Origin of the sequence: Marinobacter bohaiensis (assembly GCF_003258515.1) — a bacterium.
GTDB classification, from domain to species: domain Bacteria; phylum Pseudomonadota; class Gammaproteobacteria; order Pseudomonadales; family Oleiphilaceae; genus Marinobacter_A; species Marinobacter_A bohaiensis.
The window spans coordinates 2,135,185-2,156,762 of the sequence record NZ_QGEH01000001.1; the positions used below are offsets into that span (position 1 = coordinate 2,135,185).

Annotated in this window: 32 protein-coding genes; 3 read left to right on the forward strand and 29 right to left on the reverse strand. The window is 61.1% G+C overall.

Annotated elements, in window-relative coordinates:
* Positions 1-33 precede the first annotated feature (33 nt).
* The 8 genes from DKK67_RS09555 to DKK67_RS09590 are packed head-to-tail and all read right to left on the reverse strand — an operon-like array spanning position 34 to position 4,970.
* On the reverse strand, positions 34-252 hold the full coding sequence (locus DKK67_RS09555) for a TraR/DksA family transcriptional regulator (protein WP_111496126.1): 219 nt from the start codon (positions 250-252) through the stop codon (positions 34-36).
* Positions 242-724 (reverse strand): phage antirepressor KilAC domain-containing protein, encoded by a 483-nt coding sequence (locus DKK67_RS09560; protein WP_162628800.1) that lies wholly within the window; start codon positions 722-724, stop codon positions 242-244. Before DKK67_RS09560 ends, DKK67_RS09555 begins: the two co-directional genes overlap by 11 nt.
* Before the next feature lie 13 nt (positions 725-737).
* Positions 738-3,452: a toprim domain-containing protein gene (locus DKK67_RS09565; protein ID WP_111496128.1), complete on the reverse strand. Its 2,715-nt coding sequence runs from the start codon at positions 3,450-3,452 to the stop codon at positions 738-740.
* Between the two features lie 15 nt (positions 3,453-3,467).
* The gene (locus DKK67_RS09570; RefSeq protein ID WP_162628801.1) at positions 3,468-3,800 is read right to left on the reverse strand and encodes a hypothetical protein; all 333 of its coding nucleotides are present in this window, start codon (positions 3,798-3,800) and stop codon (positions 3,468-3,470) included.
* A complete protein-coding gene (locus DKK67_RS09575) occupies positions 3,797-4,327 on the reverse strand; it encodes an ogr/Delta-like zinc finger family protein (RefSeq protein ID WP_111496130.1) in 531 nt (176 codons plus the stop codon). The genes DKK67_RS09570 and DKK67_RS09575 overlap by 4 nt, the downstream gene beginning before the upstream one ends.
* The gene (locus DKK67_RS09580) at positions 4,324-4,512 is read right to left on the reverse strand and encodes a hypothetical protein (protein ID WP_111496131.1); all 189 of its coding nucleotides are present in this window, start codon (positions 4,510-4,512) and stop codon (positions 4,324-4,326) included. The genes DKK67_RS09575 and DKK67_RS09580 overlap by 4 nt, the downstream gene beginning before the upstream one ends.
* A gap of 12 nt (positions 4,513-4,524) precedes the next feature.
* On the reverse strand, positions 4,525-4,746 hold the full coding sequence (locus DKK67_RS09585; RefSeq protein WP_111496132.1) for a hypothetical protein: 222 nt from the start codon (positions 4,744-4,746) through the stop codon (positions 4,525-4,527).
* Between the two features lie 20 nt (positions 4,747-4,766).
* Complete coding sequence (locus DKK67_RS09590; RefSeq protein WP_111496133.1) at positions 4,767-4,970, reverse strand: hypothetical protein; 204 nt, start codon at positions 4,968-4,970, stop codon at positions 4,767-4,769.
* 100 nt (positions 4,971-5,070) lie between these two features.
* On the opposite strand from DKK67_RS09590, the gene DKK67_RS09595 reads away from it, so the two are divergent.
* The 3 genes from DKK67_RS09595 to DKK67_RS09605 are packed head-to-tail and all read left to right on the forward strand — an operon-like array spanning position 5,071 to position 7,299.
* The gene (locus tag DKK67_RS09595) at positions 5,071-5,748 is read left to right on the forward strand and encodes a LexA family transcriptional regulator (protein ID WP_111496134.1); all 678 of its coding nucleotides are present in this window, start codon (positions 5,071-5,073) and stop codon (positions 5,746-5,748) included.
* Between the two features lie 29 nt (positions 5,749-5,777).
* Entirely contained in the window at positions 5,778-6,719 is a 942-nt protein-coding gene (locus tag DKK67_RS09600; RefSeq protein WP_111496135.1) for a WYL domain-containing protein, read from the forward strand.
* A gap of 31 nt (positions 6,720-6,750) precedes the next feature.
* Positions 6,751-7,299, forward strand: coding sequence for a hypothetical protein (locus tag DKK67_RS09605; protein ID WP_111496136.1), 549 nt, complete (start codon positions 6,751-6,753; stop codon positions 7,297-7,299).
* On the opposite strand, the gene DKK67_RS09610 is transcribed toward DKK67_RS09605, so the two are convergent.
* From DKK67_RS09610 to DKK67_RS09715, 21 genes are all read right to left on the reverse strand, one after another.
* Positions 7,296-8,282, reverse strand: a complete 987-nt coding sequence (locus tag DKK67_RS09610) for a contractile injection system protein, VgrG/Pvc8 family (RefSeq protein ID WP_111496137.1) — start codon at positions 8,280-8,282, stop codon at positions 7,296-7,298. The two genes, DKK67_RS09605 and DKK67_RS09610, sit on opposite strands and share 4 nt — an antisense overlap.
* On the reverse strand, positions 8,282-8,758 hold the full coding sequence (locus DKK67_RS09615; protein ID WP_111496138.1) for a phage tail protein: 477 nt from the start codon (positions 8,756-8,758) through the stop codon (positions 8,282-8,284). Before DKK67_RS09615 ends, DKK67_RS09610 begins: the two co-directional genes overlap by 1 nt.
* Positions 8,759-8,764: 6 nt before the next feature.
* Complete coding sequence (locus tag DKK67_RS09620; protein WP_111496139.1) at positions 8,765-10,870, reverse strand: phage tail tape measure protein; 2,106 nt, start codon at positions 10,868-10,870, stop codon at positions 8,765-8,767.
* Positions 10,870-10,986, reverse strand: coding sequence for a GpE family phage tail protein (locus DKK67_RS09625; RefSeq protein ID WP_108019142.1), 117 nt, complete (start codon positions 10,984-10,986; stop codon positions 10,870-10,872). The genes DKK67_RS09620 and DKK67_RS09625 overlap by 1 nt, the downstream gene beginning before the upstream one ends.
* A 23-nt stretch (positions 10,987-11,009) precedes the next feature.
* The gene (locus DKK67_RS09630) at positions 11,010-11,294 is read right to left on the reverse strand and encodes a phage tail assembly protein (RefSeq protein WP_111496140.1); all 285 of its coding nucleotides are present in this window, start codon (positions 11,292-11,294) and stop codon (positions 11,010-11,012) included.
* A 12-nt stretch (positions 11,295-11,306) separates the two neighbouring features.
* Positions 11,307-11,816: a phage major tail tube protein gene (locus tag DKK67_RS09635; RefSeq protein WP_111496141.1), complete on the reverse strand. Its 510-nt coding sequence runs from the start codon at positions 11,814-11,816 to the stop codon at positions 11,307-11,309.
* 11 nt (positions 11,817-11,827) lie between these two features.
* Positions 11,828-13,342, reverse strand: coding sequence for a phage tail sheath protein (locus tag DKK67_RS09640; protein WP_228160561.1), 1,515 nt, complete (start codon positions 13,340-13,342; stop codon positions 11,828-11,830).
* Positions 13,343-13,453: 111 nt separating this feature from the next.
* Positions 13,454-13,879 carry a C40 family peptidase gene (locus DKK67_RS09650; RefSeq protein ID WP_111496142.1) on the reverse strand — a complete coding sequence of 142 codons (426 nt, stop codon included), beginning with the start codon at positions 13,877-13,879 and terminating at the stop codon, positions 13,454-13,456.
* Positions 13,876-14,412 carry a hypothetical protein gene (locus DKK67_RS21585; RefSeq protein WP_162628802.1) on the reverse strand — a complete coding sequence of 179 codons (537 nt, stop codon included), beginning with the start codon at positions 14,410-14,412 and terminating at the stop codon, positions 13,876-13,878. Before DKK67_RS21585 ends, DKK67_RS09650 begins: the two co-directional genes overlap by 4 nt.
* Before the next feature lie 5 nt (positions 14,413-14,417).
* Positions 14,418-15,932 carry a phage tail protein gene (locus tag DKK67_RS09660; protein ID WP_111496144.1) on the reverse strand — a complete coding sequence of 505 codons (1,515 nt, stop codon included), beginning with the start codon at positions 15,930-15,932 and terminating at the stop codon, positions 14,418-14,420.
* Between the two features lie 8 nt (positions 15,933-15,940).
* A complete protein-coding gene (locus DKK67_RS09665) occupies positions 15,941-16,567 on the reverse strand; it encodes a phage tail protein I (RefSeq protein WP_111496145.1) in 627 nt (208 codons plus the stop codon).
* On the reverse strand, positions 16,560-17,471 hold the full coding sequence (locus tag DKK67_RS09670; RefSeq protein WP_111496146.1) for a baseplate assembly protein: 912 nt from the start codon (positions 17,469-17,471) through the stop codon (positions 16,560-16,562). Before DKK67_RS09670 ends, DKK67_RS09665 begins: the two co-directional genes overlap by 8 nt.
* Entirely contained in the window at positions 17,468-17,803 is a 336-nt protein-coding gene (locus tag DKK67_RS09675; RefSeq protein ID WP_204355760.1) for a GPW/gp25 family protein, read from the reverse strand. The genes DKK67_RS09670 and DKK67_RS09675 overlap by 4 nt, the downstream gene beginning before the upstream one ends.
* Positions 17,804-17,808: 5 nt before the next feature.
* Positions 17,809-18,006, reverse strand: a complete 198-nt coding sequence (locus DKK67_RS09680; protein ID WP_111496148.1) for a hypothetical protein — start codon at positions 18,004-18,006, stop codon at positions 17,809-17,811.
* Between the two features lie 2 nt (positions 18,007-18,008).
* A complete protein-coding gene (locus DKK67_RS09685; protein ID WP_111496149.1) occupies positions 18,009-18,569 on the reverse strand; it encodes a phage baseplate assembly protein V in 561 nt (186 codons plus the stop codon).
* 76 nt (positions 18,570-18,645) lie between these two features.
* Positions 18,646-19,101 carry a phage virion morphogenesis protein gene (locus DKK67_RS09690; RefSeq protein ID WP_111496150.1) on the reverse strand — a complete coding sequence of 152 codons (456 nt, stop codon included), beginning with the start codon at positions 19,099-19,101 and terminating at the stop codon, positions 18,646-18,648.
* On the reverse strand, positions 19,094-19,558 hold the full coding sequence (locus tag DKK67_RS09695; protein WP_111496151.1) for a phage tail protein: 465 nt from the start codon (positions 19,556-19,558) through the stop codon (positions 19,094-19,096). Before DKK67_RS09695 ends, DKK67_RS09690 begins: the two co-directional genes overlap by 8 nt.
* Before the next feature lie 108 nt (positions 19,559-19,666).
* On the reverse strand, positions 19,667-20,137 hold the full coding sequence (locus DKK67_RS21590) for a hypothetical protein (RefSeq protein ID WP_162628803.1): 471 nt from the start codon (positions 20,135-20,137) through the stop codon (positions 19,667-19,669).
* Positions 20,134-20,343, reverse strand: a complete 210-nt coding sequence (locus DKK67_RS09705; RefSeq protein WP_111496153.1) for a hypothetical protein — start codon at positions 20,341-20,343, stop codon at positions 20,134-20,136. The genes DKK67_RS21590 and DKK67_RS09705 overlap by 4 nt, the downstream gene beginning before the upstream one ends.
* Positions 20,340-21,140 carry an N-acetylmuramidase domain-containing protein gene (locus DKK67_RS09710; protein ID WP_111496154.1) on the reverse strand — a complete coding sequence of 267 codons (801 nt, stop codon included), beginning with the start codon at positions 21,138-21,140 and terminating at the stop codon, positions 20,340-20,342. The genes DKK67_RS09705 and DKK67_RS09710 overlap by 4 nt, the downstream gene beginning before the upstream one ends.
* A 2-nt stretch (positions 21,141-21,142) precedes the next feature.
* Positions 21,143-21,577, reverse strand: a complete 435-nt coding sequence (locus tag DKK67_RS09715) for a hypothetical protein (RefSeq protein ID WP_162628804.1) — start codon at positions 21,575-21,577, stop codon at positions 21,143-21,145.
* Between the last annotated feature and the right edge of the window lies 1 nt (position 21,578).

The following is a 21,578-nucleotide window of genomic DNA, read 5'->3' on the forward strand; positions in this document are numbered from 1 at the left end:
CCATTATTTCTCCTCGGCCTTTCCGGCCTGTCTTTATCGGTAGTTCCGTGTTCGCACTTCCAGCAGCTCCTGGCAGTCCACGCACGTGGGGCAACCGGGCAGCGCTTCACGGCGTTTGGCCGGGATTTCCGCGCCGCATTCTTCGCAGTACGGGTCGCTGCTGGTAGCCCTCGGCTGGTTTCGCTGGTTGGCCAGTGCCAGTTCCAGGGACTGCTCGATGTAGTCGCCGGCGATGTCGGCTTTATCCGCCATGGCGCATGGCCTCCGTGGCGTCTGGGTTCAGGTCTGTGGATGGGATCAGGCGCAGGGTTCCCGCCTTCACGCAGGCCTGGGCCTGCTCTGGCGAGTCGAATACCACCACCATGGCCACGCGGTGGTGGCAGCGGCCGTGGTCTTCATTGATGACGGTGAGCTCGCCAACGTCGTGTACACGGCCGGCGGGCTGCTGTTCAGATGGGTTGGTCATGGTTGCTTCCTCTTTTGGCGTCAGCCGGTACCGGATCAGTTCCAGTCCCCGGGCGGTGATCAGGGTTTTGGTGTAGGGCGTTTTGCCCCGGGTGGGGTGTTCGTAGGTGCCAGTCTTCACGACGAAGATTCCCTGGCCCCGGTACCGGCCGGCGGGCATGTTGTGCTGGTCCAGCATCTTCAGCCGGCGGAGCTCTCGGGCCAGTGTGTTCCTGCCGGTGTCCAGCAGAGCGGCGGCTTGGTCGAAGGTGTATTCCACGGTGGCTTCCTCCTTACACTTCTTTCTCGAAGATCCAGCACCGAACCGACGTGCTGGCAGATGAGTTCAAGCTCTCCCGGATGACCGAGCGCACGGTGCGGCTGCTCTCGACGAACTTCCGGCTGCGGCTGGTCTTCAGGTGGCGCTTGAGTTCCGATATCGGGGGGATGCGCAGCTTGGCTTCCGCGCACACCTGCTCGAAATGCTTCAGGTTCACGGCGATCATCTTTTCGTGTTCGCCGTAGTGGTTGAGGGTGGGGGTGCCGTTCAGGCCCTCGATGAAGTCGTAGGCCTCCCAGAATTCCTGCACCATCGGGTGGTCTGCGTTCACGGCGCTCTGGCGTTCCTTGGCCATGTCCATGATCATTTCCCGGGCCGGCTCCAGGTAGGATTCCGGCAGCAGCTTCAGGCCTTCACCACCCAGGCAGTCGATCAGGGCCATCATCTGGCCGTGGTTCTTGGCAATCCGGTGGATCCGGATCTCCGGCAATTCGGCCAGTGATTTCTCGTACTGGGGCGAGCGATCGCACACCAGCTTCATGATCTGGGATTCCGCTGTGGTGGCATGCAGCGCAAAGCCAGACACCTGGTCCATCGGTGTGCGTTCCAGCTTCTCGGCCAGGGCCTTGGTGGTCTCGCTGTGGCCGTCCCGGGTTACGTGCAGGTGCACAATCCGCTGCAGCACGGCATCGCTGGCGTTCACCTGGGCGTTCTGGCTGATCACGATGGCGCCACGGAAGGGCGGCTCGTAGGTGTCGTTGCCGCCGTTCTTCTGGCCACGGCTGCGCACGCTGCGGCCGTTGTAGGCGGTTTTCAGCTCGTCCCAGTCGAACTGCTTCTGTTTGGCGCCGGCTTCCTGGTCCCGGTCGGACTCAATCAGCACCACCGGCAGGTTGCTCACCTGGGCAAAGTTCCGGGCGCGGGCAGCCAGGGTGGCCTTGCTGGGGTCGAAGCCTTCGTAATCCTGCCGGCCTACCAGCTTCCAGAGGAACTCAATCAGGGTGGACTTACCGGAGCCGGCCTCGCCCACAATCTCAATGAACGGGAAGCTCTTGTGCTGCTTCCGGATCTGCTCGGCGAACAAACTGCCCAGCCAGTAGGCCAGGGCGATCACACCCTTCGGGCCAAAACACTCGGCCAGATCGCGGGCCCAGCCGCGCTGGTAATCGCTGCGGTCTTTGTTGATGGACAGCGCGACGGACTCGGAGAGCGTCTTCACGCTCATGCGGCCGATGTCGTAGTAGTCCTCGTTGTTGAGCTCGTGAATCTGGCCCGCGTGCACGGCCAGCTCCGGGAACACCCAGGTTTCGTGTTCTTTGCTGTAGCCGATGAAATCAATGGTCTCGACGGTTTTGATGCCGCTTATCTGCTGTTTCAGCAGGCGGTCCAGCTGCTGGCTGGATCCAGTCCAAACGGCACCGGGTGCAATGCCCAGCAGGCGCTTCTTGAACTCGCTGGCGCTGGCGAGTTGACCGCCGCTGAAGGTGTTCTTCACGGGCCGGCCGTCGTGGGGAAAGTCGACGCGGTAGTAGTACCAGCTTTCGTCTGTGACCTTGTTGGCCAGGTAATACAGGGCGGTGGGGTAGCAGTTGGCGATTTCCACCACGGCGTTGCATTGCTCGAGGGCCCGGTCGACCATCTGGCGGTCGGTCAGCGGCTCGTCGCTGTCCTCCAGGTCACGCATGGCCTTGTGGTATTCCTCCATGTTCAACTTGAACCAGAACAGCCGGTTGTTGAAGCCGAAAGGAAACTCATTGCGCCCGGTGTGGCTGTAAATCCGGTTGGCCTTCTCCTGGGCGCTGCGCGCGATAACCAGGTCACCCTGGTACAGGAATTCCTTGGTGGTGGGCTCGCCGTCTTCGTTGATCAGCTCACCGCGCTGCCAGGCGTCGTTCCAGTCGCGCTTGTGCTTGCCTTCCTGTGGGATGACAGCGGCGCCTACCTTCCAGCCCTGAGACCGGGCGATGTTGGCGAACTTGCGGATGTAGCGAACGCCGGCTTCATCGCCGTCCATCGCCCAGATCAGGCGGGGCAGTTCCTCGCCGGCTTCCTCACGGGCTTTTTGAAGCTCAGCCAGGAAGGTGTCCGGGTAGTTGTTGCAGCTGAAGGCGGCCACGGCTGCGATGCCGGCGTGGTAAAGGGCGATGGCGTCGAAGATACCTTCCACGAGCCACAGCTCTTTGCCCTGGGCCAGATTTAGACCGGGCGGTACCCAGGCCAGGCCCTTGGTCCTGCTGCCGTAGTTGAAATGGGCTTTCTTCTTGCCGAAGCGGTGCGGCTTGTCGATCAGCCGCTCCCAGTAGTCGCCACGGTCGTTGATCTTGAAGCGCACGGTGGCGGAACCGATGTTCCGGTCGCGGTCCCAGTATTGCTCCTGGGTGTACCAGCCTCGGACTTTGGCCAGATCGAAGCCACGGCCATGCACCATGTAGGCATCGGCCACTTCGGTACCGGTTTCTTTCTCGCCGGCCTTGCGATCCTTACGCCCGTAGCGCTCCGTCCAGCTGTCGAACAGGTCGGGGAACAGCTCCTTAACGTGGTGGGAATCACCGCACTTGCTTTCGCGCCCGCAGCGGATCATCCAGGGAGCGTCCAGCGATATGAACGCCTCCTTTTTGTCGCAACTGGGGCAGCGCAGCCGGCGCATGTAACGTGCGTCGGTCGATTCCTTGCCACCAAAGTCACTCTTCAAACGGAACAGGATGTCCGCCCGTAGTTGGTCTTGCATCTGGAGCGCTCTCGATCAGGCGGGAATTTGGATGGCGGCGGCCTGGTCCCGAAGCTTCAGCAGCTCCTGAACCGAAAAGATGCTGGTGCGGCCGGACTGGTCGTGGATCACAACCGTGTTACCGGTGGTCAGGCTTACATCCACATAGGCGTTGGGCTGTTTGGCGCCTTCCAGGTCGTGCCAGGCACGGATGGCCAGCAGGGATGCCCGGCGGCGCGAGCACTGGAACTCCTCCATCAGACTGTCCACGGTCAGTTCGATGCATTCCCGGGCATCGGTACTGCCTTTGCGAAGGGCCAGCAGTTGGGAATAGGCGGCGTCTGTCATGCATTGGGCTACTGCGTTCATCGGGTTGCGTCCTTCTTCTTGGGTGAGAACTTTTCGTAGGCCAGCTCCATTTCCTGCTGGCACTGCTCGCGGACTTCCGGAGCAAGAGGGATCTGCCGAACGTTGCCGTCCGGGTCGAGCGAGAGTCGGTCGGTATGGGTGAGGAACACCACGCCCTTGTAACCGCAGTGGTCTGCGTCCTGGCAGAACACGTAAAGCTGCCGCTGTGCCGAGATCATCTGCACGCTGGTGCGAACACGGCACACGCCGGCGCAGTGGGGGCACAGGATGCGGAGGAAGTTATTCCGGACTCCGGACTGCAGGCGCTGCTGATGTTCAGCATCTGGGGTGCCCGGGTTCTTGGCCTGCAGCACCGGGCCATAGGAGACCTCCACGGAGCCTCGGTAGCCGCATTCGATGTTCCGGCACTGTACAAAGGCGTCTTTGCCTCTCTGCTGGATGGCCCGGCTGGACTGGATCGAGCAGGCCTCGCCGCAAGCAGGGCAGCCGATCGTCAGGTAGTTGCGGGTGATCTGGTTGAGCTTCACTTTCTGGGGCCTCCTACGGCATGAAGCGCCCGGTTACGGCCGGTCAGCTTCAGGCTGGCTCCGCGCATGCGTTGTTTGATCAGCCACTCGGCGGCCTGATCCATGGTTTCCAGTCCTTGCTGCCTGCGGATGGTGTCCAGCAGGTCTGCCTGTTGGTCCGTCAGTTCCAGGGTGATTTCCGGCATCTTTTGAGGACCTCAAATGCTGCGAATGTGGGCCTCGGAATGTGGCGCACCACCGGCCATGCTGGGAGGTGTGGGCAACAACGCGGCCTCTGCCTGGGCGATCAGCATCTGGCGCAGCAGGCTGGCCCGGTCGGTACCGGTGTAATCCACCAGTGCGTTGATCACGGCGGCCTCGTAGTCGTCCAGGTTGAGGCTCACACGGTTTTTGCGGATGCGTTTTGGGTCCTGATACATCGGGCTACTCCTTCAGGGCGTCAGGCAGAGCGGTTGCGCTGGTACTCGTTAAGGCCTTGCAGAAAGAAGATGCGGGCCTGGGATGCCAGGGAACGGCCTTCCGCAAGGGCGGCCTGCTCCAGGGCGGAACGTTCTTCCGTGAGAAGTCGAAGCGCGATGGGCTTCGCAGTAAGAACACCGACGGGTGCGCGGTGGCTGGGGTTGGGTTTTTTTGCACCTTGCATGGTGTATCCTCTGTGTAACGCTGAATTACACAGAATGATAGACCCCAATACGCAAGTAAGTAAACAAAACGGGAATTAAAATTTCCTATTGGTATCCGATATGAATGACAAACTTTTAAATAGTGAACAGATGATTCACAGAATGAGAGATGCGATTGGGGCGCGCAACGACGGGGCTGTGGGTGAATTTGTCGGGGCTTCAAAACAGGCCGTTTATAACTGGAAAAATCGCGGATCTATTCCAATTGAGTACTGCGTCAAGTTTTGCGTGAAGACGGGTAAGAGCTTGGACTGGCTGATCTTTGGTTCGGAATATGGACTTTCGGTGGGAGAAGCAGCCGCTCGGTATGGTGTTGAGCTTGATGAGGATTACAGGGAGATCCCCGTCTATGACATCGAGGCCAGCGCTGGGGCCGGCTCGCTGTTCGACCAGGAGCTGGTGAGTACCTTTCTGAAATTCAGGAAGGACTGGCTGACCCGGGAGGGCTTACACGTTCACAATCTGGTGGCCATTCGTGTATCCGGAGACTCGATGGACGGCACGCTTGCCGACGGCGACACAGTGCTGATCGATCGTTCAAAGCGAAAGCCTGACGGTGTTTTCGCCATTCGAATTGGGGACACGCTGAGAATTAAGCGCCTGCAGATGATGACTGACGGCTCTATCCGTCTTTCCAGTGACAATCCGGTTTACCAGCCAGAGGTGATCCATCCGGAGAACCTGAACCAGGTAGAGATTGTGGGGCAGTGCTACTGGCGTGGTGGCCGGGTGTTCTAAAGATAGTGTTGGCATGGAGGTTGTAACTCATGGACTTGATTGTGATTCTGATGCTCCTGGCTTACGTGGTTTTCGGCTGGCGACTGATCTGCCGGTTCACGATTGCAAAAGGAGGGAAGCGCTGGGTAGGTCATGGACTTGGGGCGATATTCGCGCCTCTTGTGGGCATACTGGCAGCGATACCGGTGATACCAGGGAAGGATATTCCCACCACTACTACCCATGTCATCACTGGCGCGGTTATTCTGGCGTTCTTCATCCTTGCCGAGATCCGAACTCGTAAAACATGGCAAGCTTCTCCAAAGCCAAGGAATGCGCGTGAAGCTTCCAAGGCTGAGGCCACTAAACTCTCCAGCCCATCCAGGGCGCCAGATAGTAGTGAGACCCCAGCTGAGGGCCTGAAGTTTTCTCTGCGCGATACTGCTGAGATCATCCTGGCCGATGACGTTGTAGACCAGCGAGAGGCTGAGCTGCTGCTTCGTTTGCTGGACGGCCAAGACATCCTGAAGTTCGATCCCGCGTGCCGGGAATTACACCAGGTTTTGATTGCCAGCCTCGATGACGGGGTGTTGGATAGCGACGAGGCCGAGGAGATCAAAGCGCTTCTGAGCGAGATCTGCGACCGGCCAATCGAGCGGCCCGCCAAACCTGAGTCGAAGAAGAGGGCGGCATCGAAGAAGCCAGCGGCCACGACGACTGCCAAACCTAAGCGCTCAAAGTCAGATCCCCGTAAGTCAGCCTCTACCCAGCGCAAACCAGAGGTGGGCGATATTCTGGCATTCGCGTACACCGATTCGAAAGGCGACACCTCCGATCGAGAGGTGGAGTACCGGGCCATGACGAAAAAGAATGGTGTCGCCTATCTGAAGGGAATATGCCAGTCGCGGCGGGCGTTCCGGACCTTCCGGTCTGACCGGATGGATTTCGTTTGTTTTGCCGATACCGGTGAGACTGCTGAGAGTTTTCGTTAAATCAGGGCGTGCAAAGAAAGGAGTAGTAACCATGGCCATGACCAGCTGTAAAGAGTGCAAGGCGCAGGTGTCAAGGAAGGCGAAGAAATGCCCGCAGTGCGGTGTCGATAACCCAGGGGTCACTGCGAAGGATTATATTATCGGTAGCGTGGCCGTAGTGATAGTGCTTACTGCCCTAGTTTCCTTTTTCTCTGACGGTGATCCAGAGGAAAGAGCAGGGGGCACCGTAAAAGCGGTTACGGATCTTGATCAGGCAGAGGCTCAAAGGGCCAAAGAGGAGGCCTGCAATACGGACCTTCAGTGCTGGGGCGAGGAAAACTGGTCAGCTGCCACCAACCGGTGTACGAAAGCAATTGAGCGTTTGGCGGAATATGAGGTTAAGTGGACAGACTCCTACCCTGACACCAAGTTGAGCCGCCGTGACTGGCTGAATGAAGAAGAGGGTACCCTCAGCTACTACGGTGACCGGGTGCAATTCTCGAACGGCTACGGGGCGTTCCAGAACTACGTATACCGGTGCGATTACGATCCCAAGACCCAGTCAGTGCTTAACCTTGAGCTAGAGCCCGGAAGGATTTAGGCCTGCAGTGTTTCAGCCTCCAAGCTTGTCACCAGGCCAGAATCACTCAAACTGTGACTGGCCCTGGTTACCACCCATTCCCGCCCGTTGATCTGCCGCTTGAATCCCTCCGTGCGTAGCTGCCATTCCGGACCAACGTCCGGGCGGCCGGTGGCCAGCGTGATCGACAGTTCAGCCTCCCCACGGTTCAGCCGGCGCAGCTCTGCCTGTGCCGCGGCCTTTGCCTCGCTCTCATTGGCGTAGGTACCCCGCAGCCGCTTTACCCGTTCGTCCGTGCCCACCTGGATCTGAACCTGCTGACCAGCGTCGACATCGTCCCAGAAGGCGATGACGCCGGTGTAGCCGTCGCGATCGGTTTCTCGGTAGGTGCCGTTGTCACTGCTGCGGGGATTGATGGTGATGGAGGGCAGGGCGGTACCGCCGGCGGTGGCCGCTTCTCCTCGAGGAGTGAATAGAAGCCTGCCCGCTTTTACGGTGGCGATGGCGTCGTGGCGTTCGCCCAGCCGAGTGAGGAGGTTCAGATCGGATTCGTCGGTCTGGTCCAGGTGCTCGATGCTGATCGTTGCCAGGTTACCGCCGATGACTGGCTCCAGTTCATTTTCCCGGGCGATGGTGGTTACCAGATCGCTGAGTGTTACCTGGTCCCAGCTTCGGGTTCGTCGTGTGGGCAGGCCGTTGCGCATGTCGGCACTGCGGGCGGTAATGTTCAGTACGTTCGGTGCCCAGCTGTAGGAGGCCTCGTCGACGATGAACAGGCCCTTATCGAACAGCGCCTGGCCTTTCCATCCGATGGCCAGCTGGATCTCGGCTCCCTTGGGTGGGATTTCCAGGGCGTTGTCGTGGTCGCTGAGCGTGAGGGACAGGGTGTCTGCTTCATCGCCTGGTGTTTCGTCCAGGGTGAGGTCGATCAGCCTGCCGTTGACGGTTGGCGTGATGTTGCGGCCGTTCACCACGAGACGGTAATCAGGGGCGCGGTGCTGCATTACGCCACGCTCCCGTTATTCCGGCGCGGCTGGTACAGGCCCAGCCCGATTGCGACGTCTCGGCTCGTGGCTGCGCGGTCTCGGAATGCCTGGAAGTCGTCTTCATCCAGGCGCACCAGGTTGATGGTGAACTCGATTTTGCGGGGCACGCCATCGGAGAAGAACGCGGTGCTGGTCTCGCTCACGCTGGTGACGCCCCAGAACCCGTAGACCCTGCCGGAACCCTCGATAAGCGGCCATGCCTTGCCTTCATCGGCCATGATGCGCACGTCGTCCAGGGTGACCCGGCCACCGGTGAGCTCGGGGTACAGGGTGCCCGTGAGAGTGATCGTGTCCTCCCCCGGGCCCGTGTACTGATATGCAGGCCGCTGGCCAACTCGGTTCTGGCTGGGGTGGCGCCACTGGGTGCTGCGCTGCAGCTGCTGGTAAGGCAGGGACTGCACCTCGAAGACGAACATGCCGAGGGTCATCATCATGGCGGGTTACTCCCTGTCGTACAGTGCGCTGCGGGCACGGGTGGCTTTGCGGCGATCGCGCTCCTGGAGAATCCGCTCCACCTGAGCCGCGATTTCACGCTCGTTCTGGCCCGGTGCTGCATAGACGTTGATCGTTACGCTGTCTCCGGCGGTCGCTGCCGCAGGCGTTCCGGTGGCGATCGGCGGCCGGTTGTCGAACTGAACACCCGCTGCTGCGGGCAGGGCGGATGCACCAATGGCGATGCCGGCACCGACGCTGCGCACCCGCTTGCCAAACCCGCTGACCTGCTTCAGCGCTGCCGGCTCCTGCTTCTGAATGCCTTTGCGGTATCCCTCGAGGGTGTCTTGCCCGGCGCTCATGAATACCCGGGACGGTGACTTGATGCCCAGAACGCCCTTGAACCAGCCGATGGTTTTCTGGCCGGCGTTGACGATGGTGTCTTTCACCTTGTCCAGGCCGCCCAGCAGGCCACCGACCAGACCATCAATGATCATGGAGCCGAAGCCGGAGAACTTGGCAGGCAGGCTCTTGAAGAAGTCCATAATGGCGCCCCAGTTTTTGTATATCAGGTAACCGGCGCCGGCGATCGCGGCGATGATCAAGCCGATGGGGTTAGCGGTGAGCGCCACGCCGATGGCTTTGATACCGGCTGCAACGGCCGGCAAACCGCCGGCCAGGCCGACCACTGCCCCGGTGGCCATGAAGATGGCCTTGCTAAAGGCGAGTATGGCCATGATCGGCTTCATGGCCAGAACCACGGCGAGAATCATGCCCAGGTTATCGAACCCTCCCACCAATGTGGCCAGATTGGTGGCGATCAGGCCCAGCGTTTTAGCGGTCGAGGCGGCACCGACGGCGATGTCACGCAGCACCGGGATGGCGTTCTTGAGTTTCGTGCCGAAGTTGGAGGCGAACGCGCTGACCTGGTCCCGGTTCTCTCGCATCCAGGCAGACAGATCGCCCATCATGTCGGTGATGGCGGGCATCAGCTCTGCACCGATGGTGTTCTTCATGCCGGCCATGCCCAGTTGGGCGTCCAGCATGGCATCCTTGAAGGCCTCCGCGTCTCGTGCGGCCTTTTCGCTGAGCACGTAGCCGGTGGCCCGGGCATCCTTTCTCAACGCCTGCAGCCCTGCGCTGCCGTCCTTCATCATGTTGACCATGGCCACGCCTTCACGGCCGAACAGCTGCGCGGCGATCGCTACCCGCTGGGACTGGTTTTCGACGGATGACAGGCGGTCTGCGACCACTTCCAGGCTCTTCTCCGGCGTCAGTTTTGCCAGATCTTCGGCAGACAGCCCCAATTCCTCGTAGGCCTTGCGGGCGGCGCCGGTGCCTTGCGTTGCTTCGCCCATTCGTTTGACGAACCGCTCCAGGCTGGAATCGAATTTCTCGGTAGACACGCCAGAGCGCTCAGCCGCGTATCGGAGTTCCTGGAACGGGCCAAGGGCAATGCCGATCTTGTCGCCTGTTTTCGCTACCTGGTCGCCCAGGGTGGCGGTGGAATTGGCGATACCGAAGATGCCGGCGGCAGCGCCAGCACCCACCAGAGCCGTGCGGCGACCGAACCGGCCTACCTCGCCGGTCATGTTGCTGAACTTGCCGGAGATATCGGCCTTGCCCAGCTGGTCTAGGTATTTCCGCTGGCGTTGGATTCGGTGGTTTGTGGCCTGCATCTGATCGGCCAGGCGCCTTTCCTCGCCGGAGAGGTTGCGCACATCGACACCGGCATCATTCAGCCGCTTACGGACTTTGCCCAGCTCCTTGCGCTGATCCTGGCCCTTACGGGTGAACTTCTCTACCTCCTCCCGGGCCTTGTTGTACTCGCTCCTCAGCTTGGATGTTGGCTTGCTGGTGGTGCGCAGCTCATGGCCCAGGCGGCGTACTCGCTCCTGGGATTCAGCCAGGGCCTTGGCGTTCTTGCCCAGGGCATCGTCCATCCGGCGGAAGGATGAGATATCACGCTGGGAGCTCTGCAACTGCTTGGTTTCCGCCTGGGCCTGTTTCAGCGCCCGGGCGGTACCGGTGGTGGTTGCGTCGATCTTCTTGAGGGGTTTGGTGAGCTTGTCTCGGGCGGCGAGTACCACCTGCAGGTCGAGGTTCTTGGCCATTACTCCTCCGTCGAGCTGCGCCTGCGGGCGTGTTCCCGCCACTCCATGAGTTCTGAAAGGGGCATGTCGTTCATGTCTGACGGCCGCCAATGGAAGATGGCGGCGATGTCAGCCATGGCGTCGTCTACGCGGTGTGGAATTACCCCTTCAACCGCTTCGGCAGCAAAAAACCGGCGATCTCGGTACCGCAGGCAGCCAGATCGGCCGGGTCCATCTCCCGCACTTCCTGTTCGGTGAGGCTTGGGTTGCTGATACGCGGTAGTACCTTGGTCATGCTGTCCACGTCCATGTTGATCAGATCTGCCAGGGACAGGCCCCGCAGTTCGCCGGAGGCCGGCTTGCGCAGTGTGAGCTTGGCCACCTCCTCCTGGTTACGCTTGATCGGGGTGTCCAGCTCGACGGTTGCAGTTACGGGCTTACTCATGAATCAGGGTCCTTACAGGCCAATGTTGCGGCGGTGTTCGGCCAGGCGGTCCTGGCCACGGATGCGCTCCACCATGCCGGGCACGTCGATCTCGACCACTTCCTCACCGCCGATGGTGAGCTTGTAGTAGCTGATGGAGGTGGTGACGGACAGAGTGTTGTCGCTGCCGGATTCGGCATCACCCATTGCGATCTCGCGGTGACGGCCACGAACCACGATTTCCACGGGCAGGGTCTCGCCGGTGTCGTCGCGCTGGTAGCTGCCGGAGAAGCGCAGCAGGTCGGCGTCCAGCTGGCTGGTACCGAAGTTGTCGAACAGGGCGGGGATGATTCCCGCGGGTGTCCACTGGAACTCCATCTTCTCCATGCCCTGGTCGATATCCACCGGGGCATTCATGCCACCGCCGCGGAACTCCTCCATCTGGCGGACCATGGGCGGCAGGGTGAGGGAGGCGATCTGGCCCTGCCAGTTATCGCCGTTGCCGAACAGGTTGAAGTGCTTCAGCTTCTTGGGAAGTGCCATGGTTCAGCTCCTTATGCGTTCACACGGGCGGCGAAGTCGGCCAGGTACCGGTCGGTGATCCGCTGACGGAACAGCAGGTTCTCCAGCGGCGGTACCGGGGTGTAGTCGTAGTCGATGTACAGCTTGCCGGCCTTCAGGGTGTCTTCGGTGTTGATTTCCGGATCCAACCAGGCGTTGGCATCCACGATCAGGCCCAGGAGTTTGAGCTCGCGGAACTTGGCGTTGATCCCTTCCAGGATGTCCTTGGCCAGTGACGGGTGCATGGGCTTGTCCACGGCCCACATGTGCGCCTCTGCGATGGTGTCAGCCAGGATCTGGGCGGTGCGAGTGTAGTTCTCGAACGCGAACAGCGGATCCGAGCTGCAGGTTCGGGAGCCCCAGAAGCGGAAGCCGTCACGCTGGATCAGGGTGGTGACTTCGTTGGCGTTGAGCAGGCCGGCGTCGGTGTTCGGGTCTTGCAGATCCCAGTGCACGTCCTTGTCGATGCCGGTGACGCCGTTCACCGCCACGTTGGACAGTGTCTTGTGCCAGCCCACCTGCTGGTCGATCTTCGCGCGCAGCCCCATGGCGCGGGCCACGGCGGCGGCCTGTTCCACGGTTGCGGTGTTGACGTTAAACGCGGTGAAGTCCGGCCAGATCAGCATCAGTTCCCGGGCGCCAAAGCCGTTGCGGTAGAGGATGGCCTCGGAGATGGTTTGGCAGTTGTTCGCGTAGGCATAGGCGAATGCCCGGAGCTTCTGGGCGATAGTGACCAGCTCGGCGGTGACGTTCTCAGTATCGAGACCAGGAACACCCAGAATGCGGGGTTTGACGCCCAGGTTCTGCTCGGCGGCCAATAGTGCCTTCATTCCGGTTTTCTTGCCCTGGGCGTTGGTGGTGCCGATCAGGTTGGCTTCCGTGGCGGCTTCGTCAGCGCCTTCTTCCACCCGAACCACCACCATGACCGGTGAGGTTTGGTCGCCGATTGCGTCCAGGGCCTTGGGCAGGGTGCCTGTGGTACCGGCGTTGCCGATTGCCTCGTCAATGCGAGTGACCAGCACCGGAGTATCCAGCGGGAAGGGCTCGTTCTCGCCACCGGCCAGGGTGGTGAAGTCCACGGCGTTGACCAGGCCAGAGCCATCATTGCCGGCATCGTTGGCAGCGGTGACCAGGGCAGAGGCCTCGGCGCTGCCGTTGATGGCGGTAACCACCTGGTTGGCGGTGCTGGTGATCTCGCCGGAGGCGTCGGTAGCCAGGGTGACGGTGATGTCGTTGCCACTGACGCTCACAGCCAGCGCTTCGGAATTGGCCGCCGGATCCACATACTGAACTCGGATCTGGTTGCCGGCAGTACCGACGGCCGCAGCGGTGATGAGCACATCCGCGTTAGCAGCAATGGCCGGAACAACGGCTTCAGCCGCCACGCCGGGCAGGGCATCAGGGGCTGTCGCCACCAGACCGATAACGGCGGTGGAAACAGTGCGAATGGTACGGGTGCCTTCGTTAACCTCAAGCACCCGGACGCCGTGGTGGTATTGGTCGGGCATGACGCCTCCTGGTCATCTCAATGGCGGTGTTTTAACTGCCATGATGAACGCTGAAGGCTGAGAGGCTAGGGTGTGGATTTGTGGCAGTGAGGCATACAAAAAAGGGCAAGTTCAGCCCGTAGGAACGAGCATCGGAGACAGCAGAAGGTCCCTCGGGGTTATTCTGTGACTTCTGTCGCCACGAAGCAACGGGCAGCCCGCCTGCTCGAATGCCCAGGCGATCAGCTCAGAACAGAACCAGGCATCCTGTTCCTGCCAGTTACGGCGAAAACCCCAGCCGAGAATACCCGCCCAGTCGTAGGGCCGTCCGATCTGGCTGCGAGCGGCCTCGATCGCCTCCACGGACCCCGGCACCTGGAATTGTGCGCAGGCCAGGGTGGGTTCGGGATTCCGGATGGAGACGCCGTAGCGGGCTGTAGCTCCCAGCAACCGCCCATCAGCCAGCACCAGATCCACGTGGCTATACGGTGACCAGGTGGCCCATCGGATCACCTGGCTGCCGATGCCTTTGGTGGTGGAGAATTGCAGGGTGATCATTCCGGGCCCAAGGCGTCCAGCTGGTCCACGTGACCCTGCGCGACAGCCTCGGCGTCTGAATCAGCGGCTGCATCAACTGCCGCTTTTCCCTGCAGGCGAATGCTGCGCACCTGGGACAAGACGCCACGCCAGGAATGCCCGGTCTGGATTATGTCCTGGGCTGCGGCGCTGGCACTCATGCCTGCCGCGTCCGCCCAGACCTGCACCTCCGAAGGGACAGCGTCAGACGGCTCGCCAGCATCCTGCCACTGTTGCGCGGCGCGCTCCGCCTCGCGGTACTCCTGTTCCACTAGGTCGCCAGGACTCACAAAACGCGCACGCGCTCGGCCAGCTGCGCGGTCAATATCTGCCTTCAGCAGTTCCCGGCTGCGCGGCTCTGGTGGAGCCGGAGGGCTGAATACTTCGCCATCCCAATTCCACCCTTCGCTCACATCAGAACTGCAGGGTTCCCAATGCAACGCAGGATGATAGCGTCCCACTGGGTCCATGTCCGTGATTTCGGCCACGGTGCCATTTTGGATAAGTGCCCACATAACTATCACCACTCAATGAATACTGCACCGGCCGCGCCATTGCCGCCGCCGCCTTGTGTTGTGCCACCACCGCCACCGCCACCTGACAGTGTCGCATTCGGGCCGCCCGCCCCATCAACTCCTGCTCCCGAAGCTAAAGCGCCAGGCCCGCCACCTTCGCCTGGGTTGCCATCCGTAACGCTTCCATCTCTCACGTATGTGCCGCACCCGCCTGGCCCGAGACCTGTGTTTATGTCACCCCCTTGACCGGTGCCGCTTGAGCCGCCCAGCCAATTATTCGCACCTAAACCTCCAGTAGCAGAGCAGAACGCACCGAAAGACGAAGTCCCACCTGCAAGGCCATTGGCATTTGACGTGCTGGCCGGCGCACCTGCACCGCCGGAGCCAACCGTAATTTCAACAGACCCAACCCCAGTCAAATCGACCAGCTTCTGAGAAAAACCGCCACCGCCACCGCCACCGCCACCAGTGGAGCTGTGGTTGCCACCGCCACCACCGCCACCAATTACAGTCACCCATGCACGAGAGACACCGGGCGGCACAGTCCAGGTATAAGATCCAGCAGTGTCGTAAACCTGCACCCCACGCAGCGGCATATCGCGCGTGGTAACACTGGCAGGGTCCAGCCACTCGGAACCGAGACTTGCCAGGACGCGCCGCTGGCCGGCTCCGATCGCCAACGACGCGCCACCTTCGATGGTATCGGGCGCCGTGCCGTCCGGGCTCACCGTGACGGTGTTGGCGCTGTCATCCATGCGCAGAACGGTGTACCGCACCCCGCCGTTGGAGGCCGCAACGGGCAGGTTTAGCGTTACATCCCCGGCGATCGCATCCACAAGCACCAGACCCGCTTCAGCCACTGTCAACGCCTTCGGTGATTCAGCGGATGTCACAACCGTGACGGCCGCACCCAGCAGCCCAGAATCTCTCAGCGCAGCAGCGGTAACCGGATCAGCTGCGTTGTACTGCTTCACCCGTTCCGCAGTCGCTAGACGCAGCATGCCCTGGGCCGACGTGGTACCGGCCGGATGGTTTCGGCCTGCCTCGTGGGTGTCCATCAGGCTATCGGCATAACCGCGCGTAGCCAGTACCACCGATGGATCCACCTTCAGCGTGATCGCCTGGGTATCCGACACCTCCATCACGAACCGGATGGTCTGCGTACGGCTGGAGCCTTCGGCCAGAACCGGCTTGTAAGTCTCGGGGTAGTTGCCGTAGCCGATCAGATCGCCGTCGATATCGAACACGCCGATCTCGCGGATGGTCCAGCCGCCCACGTCCGGCGGCAGCACTTGCTCAACCACAACCCAGTTCGGGTTCTGGTCATCCACTTCGCTCAGGTTGATCGGCGCCCGGCGCACTTCGTTGACCAGGGCCGTGCGCGAAGTCTCTGGGGTAGGCAGGGCGCCGTTGCCGTCACCTACTGCCAGATCGGTGATTTCAATGGTCTGGCCCAGGGCGATGGCGTTGGCGAGTTTGGCCTGACCTACGTCGGTGAGGATGGTGTAGAAGCTTGGCATGCGCTCTCCTATTGCGGATAAACCGTTGCTGAATCGTTGCTGTCAGTGGCCATGCCGACGAAGAAAGGACCGTTCACAGCGACGGTGCCCGGCTGATACGGCAGGACCGCTGTGGCATCGCCATCGTAAGTTGCCGCGCCGGCATAGAAGATTCCGGATGTCTCGCCGGCAAGATCCAGCCCGGTGATGTGGCGGCTGGCCGGCTTTGCATCGTCGATCAGCCGCTCCAGTTCCTGGTACATGGCATCGGTGATGCCGGTGTTCAGTACGCCAATGCGCAGGGCGAAGGTGCCCGGCGTGCCCATGGGCGTGGTTTCCCACCACTCGGTTACTTCCAGCAGGTAGCCCAACGGCTCTACCACCCGGCGTAGTGCACTGATGGTTCCCTTTTTCTTGTGGACGTAGAAGCTGGTGGCGATCACGTCGCGCTTGGCCGCTTCTGTCCAGGTCGGGTCCCATCGGTCGACGCTGAAGGCCCATGCCAGGTATGGCAGCAACTGGGCCGGGCACGTTTGAGGGTTCCATAAGGTCCGGAGCGGTATCGGTACCCGCTGGATCTCGGCCAGAGCCTCAGCAGCGGCGCGTTCCAGCGGTGTGGCGTTACTGGGCAGGAGCGGGGTGCGGTCTTCACTCATCGGAGCCTCCGATCACCACGCTGGTGCTTGTGCAGTACGCCGCCTCGGTTTCATCCAGCACCACATCCGCCGCAGGCTGGGCCAGTTCCACCCGCTGGACACCTTCGACGTGCAGGGCCGCATGCAGGGCAGAGATCCGGATATCACGCCCGATACGTCGCTGGTCGCTGAGGTACTTGTTCAGCGCGGCCTGGGCTGCTTCCAAAATGGGCTCCTGCTCTGGGCCGGGGTACACGTACAGGGTGGCGTCTACCTGGTAATTGACGATGGTGGCCGACTGAACCGTCAGGCGATCGCCCACCGGGCGAATATCTTCGGCAGAGAGAGCCGCGTCGACAATGTCGATGATCTCCTGGCTGGCTGTGCCGTCGCCCTCGGTAGACAGCAAGGTCACTTCCACATACGCCGGCGTCGGGCTAATGGCGCGTGCATCCGAAACCCGCCCGTCAGCTGACAGGGCATGGAACTCGTAGGCCTTGGTGGGCCCGGCCACGCTCAAACCTTCCCAGGACTGCTGGGAGCGCAGCCGCAGGCTCTCGTTGGATTCGTAGGTGGGCGGTACCGGAGGGATGGCGTTCGGATCGCCCGGATCCACCATCAGGCGTTCTGTGTCGAAGTTGGCCACGAGGTTGTCCAGGTCTTCATCGCTCGCAAAGGCCAGCATGTTGGCCACCGCTGCTTCGTTCACCCGTTTGCGCCACACCAGCTCCCGGTAGGCGTTCTCCTGGAGCTGGATGGTGAGCGGTTCAGATTCGAGGGCGAGGGTTTCCTCCACCTCCTGGCGACGATCTTCCGGCACCAGGGAAAGCAGTTTCTGTTTTCGCTCCTCGAGAATCGTCTCGTAGTCCAGCGCCTCGATGACGGTCGGTTGTGGCAGCCGGGAAAGGTCAATCGGCCCGCTCACTGGGCACCTCCTACGGCGACCTGAAGGCGCTCAGTTTGGCCGTTGTCGATTTGGGTTACGGAAATCTCTAGGGTAAATTTGCCGTCTTCACCCATGGTGCGGTTCACGCTGCCCACTCTAACCCGGGGCTCCCACTGCTGAATGGCAACCACGGCGGCACTGTAAAGACGCAACACCGTAGCCCGGTTCAGAGGCTGGTCGATCAGCTCGGGGATCACAGAGCCGAACTCCCTACGCATAACGCGGGATCCCAGCGGCGTGGCCAGGATGGTCGCGATGCTCTGGCTGATGTGTGATTTTCCGGTGAGGTATCGACCGGTGGCTGCGTTCATGCCCATCATTCGACCTTGTAGGTGCCAGCGCTTGAGCCGCCAGTTACCGGCACCTGCGCGTTCGCTTTAATCTCATCCACCACGGCGTTGGAAATCGCTTCTGCCATGCGTTCCACCCAGCTGTACTGGCCTGTTTCCTTGGCACCCTGGGCTTTCATCTCGTTGACGATCCGTGTTTTCAGTTGGGTTTTGCTCAGGGCCATGACTATTTCCCCGCGGTAACCGTGCTGGAGCCATCACCGTGCGGCAGACCGGTGAAGTGGCACACATGGCCAGTGGTAACAACCGGGTTTCCGTCGTTGTGGTGGATCATCTCAGCGTTAACCTTGCAGATCCCGGCTACGGCGGTCGTGGCGTTGCCACCCACATTGATGGTGGCGTTGCCAGTGATGTTCACGTTCACCTTGCCCGGGAAACTCGCCACCAGTTCCTTTTTCACGTGGTCGTAGGTGATGCTGGCGCCGTCCGGATACACGCGCTTGTGTTCATCGGCGCTTTGAGAGGGCGCGTTCTGGCGATAGAGGCCTGTCACGATGATGGCCTGGGCCAGGTCGCCGGCAGGGGATAACAGAACCACCTGTTCTCCAACGGTAGGCGGATCCCACTCGAGACTGGTACCGGTTCTTGCCGACACCCAGGGTTGCCAGCCCGTCAGGTTGTCGCCTGCCTGTACTCGAGCTCGCGCGCGCGAGACATCGACCTCGGCCACTTGGCCGATTCGGACAATGTTGTTGATCAGGCGGAAGGCTTCAGCGAGTGTGTTCATGGGGCCAGTTTGTATTCTGGGCCTCCACAATAAGAAGGGCTTGAGGTTGTGTCAGGGGTCTGAACAAAACCCGGGATCAGAGCTGAATGTGCTCGAGCACTCTGTCGGCGATGAGTTCCAGGTCTCCACGGCCGAAGCCGATCAGGGGGCGTGCCGGGTAGTCGTAGACTGGCCCGTTTTTGTCGACCTTCGCGCGTAATCCGTAGTGGTGGATGGCGGCAATCCGGGCGGATACACCGGTGAACGCCAGGCCGGCCGAGTCCGGGCTGGTCCGGATCTTCAGGTATTTGGCGGTGCGCAGCTTGGTGAACATGGCTTTTTTCCGGATCTGGCCACGCTTGCCCCGGAGTTTCCGTTTCTTCCTGGGCTCCCAGCTCTGACCGTCCGGACCCTGCTGGGCCTTGATTCGCTCCTGGTTCTCTTTCCGCAGATCCCTGGAGATGGTCTTCATCAGCTTCCTGCGTTCAGCAGGTTCCATCTTGCGCAGCAGCGGCTCCACCCAGCCGGCCAGGGCGTCGACGTCATCAGTCATCGGATTCTACCGGTTCATTGAAGCCATGCAGATCGACGATGATCTGCCACTCGGCATCCGGGTTCATGGCAATTTCCGGCTCGGGCAGCACGTGTTCTGTCTGGAAACCAGTCTCCAGCGCGGTCACGATCACCCGCTCGGTTACGTTCACGGTGATGCTGATGTCGTAGCTGTTGTTGTTCAGCAGCTCGGCCTCAAAGCTGATAGAGCGCTGCGGATCTAAGCCGGGCTCCCGGTAGGCCAGCCATGACAGGATAGGCAATACGAGCTCGTCCATGTCGCCGCTGTAGTCGGTTACGATGATCCGGATCGGCAGGGTGTACATGTGGCTGAGGTTAGGGCCCTGCCAGAATTCGATGTTGCCGTCCTCGATGAAACTCAGGAGCTTGTCCGGGTTTCGCTTTAGGTCCGGAACGTTGGCCAGGATGTGGTTTCGGAGATCGGCGAGCTTTTTCATGAGGACTCCTCGGAATTCATCTTCCTGGCTTTCTGTTCGCAACTATCGACCTCGGCCTGGATCTCAGCCATGCGGTCATTCTGGATGGTGAGCTTCGTGCTGTACCGGTCAATCAGATCCAGCAGGTCGCCGTTTTGATTCATCCATTGCCGGCCCGGGTGTCGCTCCTGCGCCGCCAGTGCCTTTACGTTCCCGCACACCAGGTATTCCGTTGTCTGGATGTACTGGACCTTTCCGGAGCAGGCGGACAACAACATCAGGCAGCTCAGTGCGAGCCCAGTTGCGATAGACTTCATTTTCTTTCTCCAGTTGTGCCCGGGCGGCCCGCTCAGATTCCAGGGCAGCCTCCAGGTTGGATTCGTTCGAACGGATCCGCTCAAGGCGTCCGGCCAGGCGATCGCGGGCCTGTGTCATTTCGGTGAGGCGGGCTTTCGTCTCGGTCGCTTCCTGCTCCTGCAGGCTCAGCGCCTCGGCGGTGGAGGCCAGCTTTGCGCTGGTCTCAATGTTTCGCTCGATGCTGTACCAGAGCGCCCCACAGAGTGCGAGAACGACCAAGCCGATAACCAGGTAAACCTTCATTCCTGCCGCCTCCCACTGTTGACGTAAAAACCGAACCAGGCTGCGGCGCCGGTCCAGATCACGCTGGCGTATAGCTGCTGTGGCGTGGTTGGATCAGCCAGCGCGGTGTACCACTGGTGGGTGTCGAAGCAAAGCCAGCCATAGAGAAGCACCAGCACACGAGGCACCACCCGCCAGGCGTCGAGCTGCTCCGGTGTCAGCTTCATGAGATCCGACCCACTTCGCGGAAGCGGTCGTAGGCCGCGGCCATGCGGGTGTCATATTGATTTCTGGCATATGCAGGCCCGTTATAGCGTTCAGCGAACTCTGGCCAGTCTCTGGCCTTCAATGCCTGGTGCAATGCCGGGTCTTTTTTGATGAACCTGACGAAGGCCTCCAGCTGCTCGCCTTCGCTGCGGTGCATGGCCTCTGAAAACACAGCAGCCGAGGCGTAGCCCAATTGCTGCCAGTGGAAGCCCATGATCTGGAACAGGCCCCAGCTGGCCGACTCGATGCCGGCAGTGCGATTAAGGGCACAGGCCCGGGTTAAACGGCGCCACTCGGATTCGCCGCCGATGTAGCCGCCGGGCTTCTGGTTCACCAGTTCAGGGTGGACACTGGCCAGCTGATCGCGATCACGCTTTGGCAACCGTCGATACATGATGTGCCGCTCAAACAGAATCACCGGGCGACCGGAAGGCAGGAAACCAGCCTCCTTGCTCTCTACCTCAGTGACGGCCTTGAGCGCTGCCAGCTGGACGCCCAGCCGGCGAGCTGCATATTTGAGGTCTTCTTCAGCCAGGAGCTTTTCCGCGCTGACGGTGCTGGCTGGATCCAGGCGGGCGAGGGTGGCCGGGCCAGCGATGCCGTCGACCATGAGACCGTGCTGGCGCTGGAATCGGATAACGGCCTTTTCGGTTTCATCACCGAACCAGCCGTCTGGCTCGACCGTGTAACCGGCACTTGCCAGGCGGGCCTGCAAACTGGCGACTTCCGAACCGACATCTCCGTGCTTCAAGATCATCTTTATCCTCCAATTGCCAATGCCACCAGCCGCAGAACTTCGGTGCGGAACATCACGATCAGCCCTCCGATGCCGAGCACCATCCAGATGGCTCCAGCGGCAAAGGCGACCTTTCGAGCCAGGTTCTCGACCTTCTCCGTCAGGCTGGTGATCGCTTTGGTGGTGGCGTTGGCCGTGTCATTCAGTGCGTTGACGGTGTCCCGGTTGTCGTGGTCCATTCGGCGGCGGAAGGCATTCAGGGCCGCGTGAGTTTCGCGGTGAGCTTCCTGCTGCTCAGACCTTGCCTCCCGGAAGTCGTACCGGATCTCCGTAACGGCCTGTTCCAGTGCGTTCACCCGCGGGTGCAGCTTCTCCAGGTCCCGAAGCCGGGCGGCCAGATCCTGCGCCACAATTCGATACAGCTTTTCCTCAGAGGTTTGGGTTTGCGGGCCTGCCACG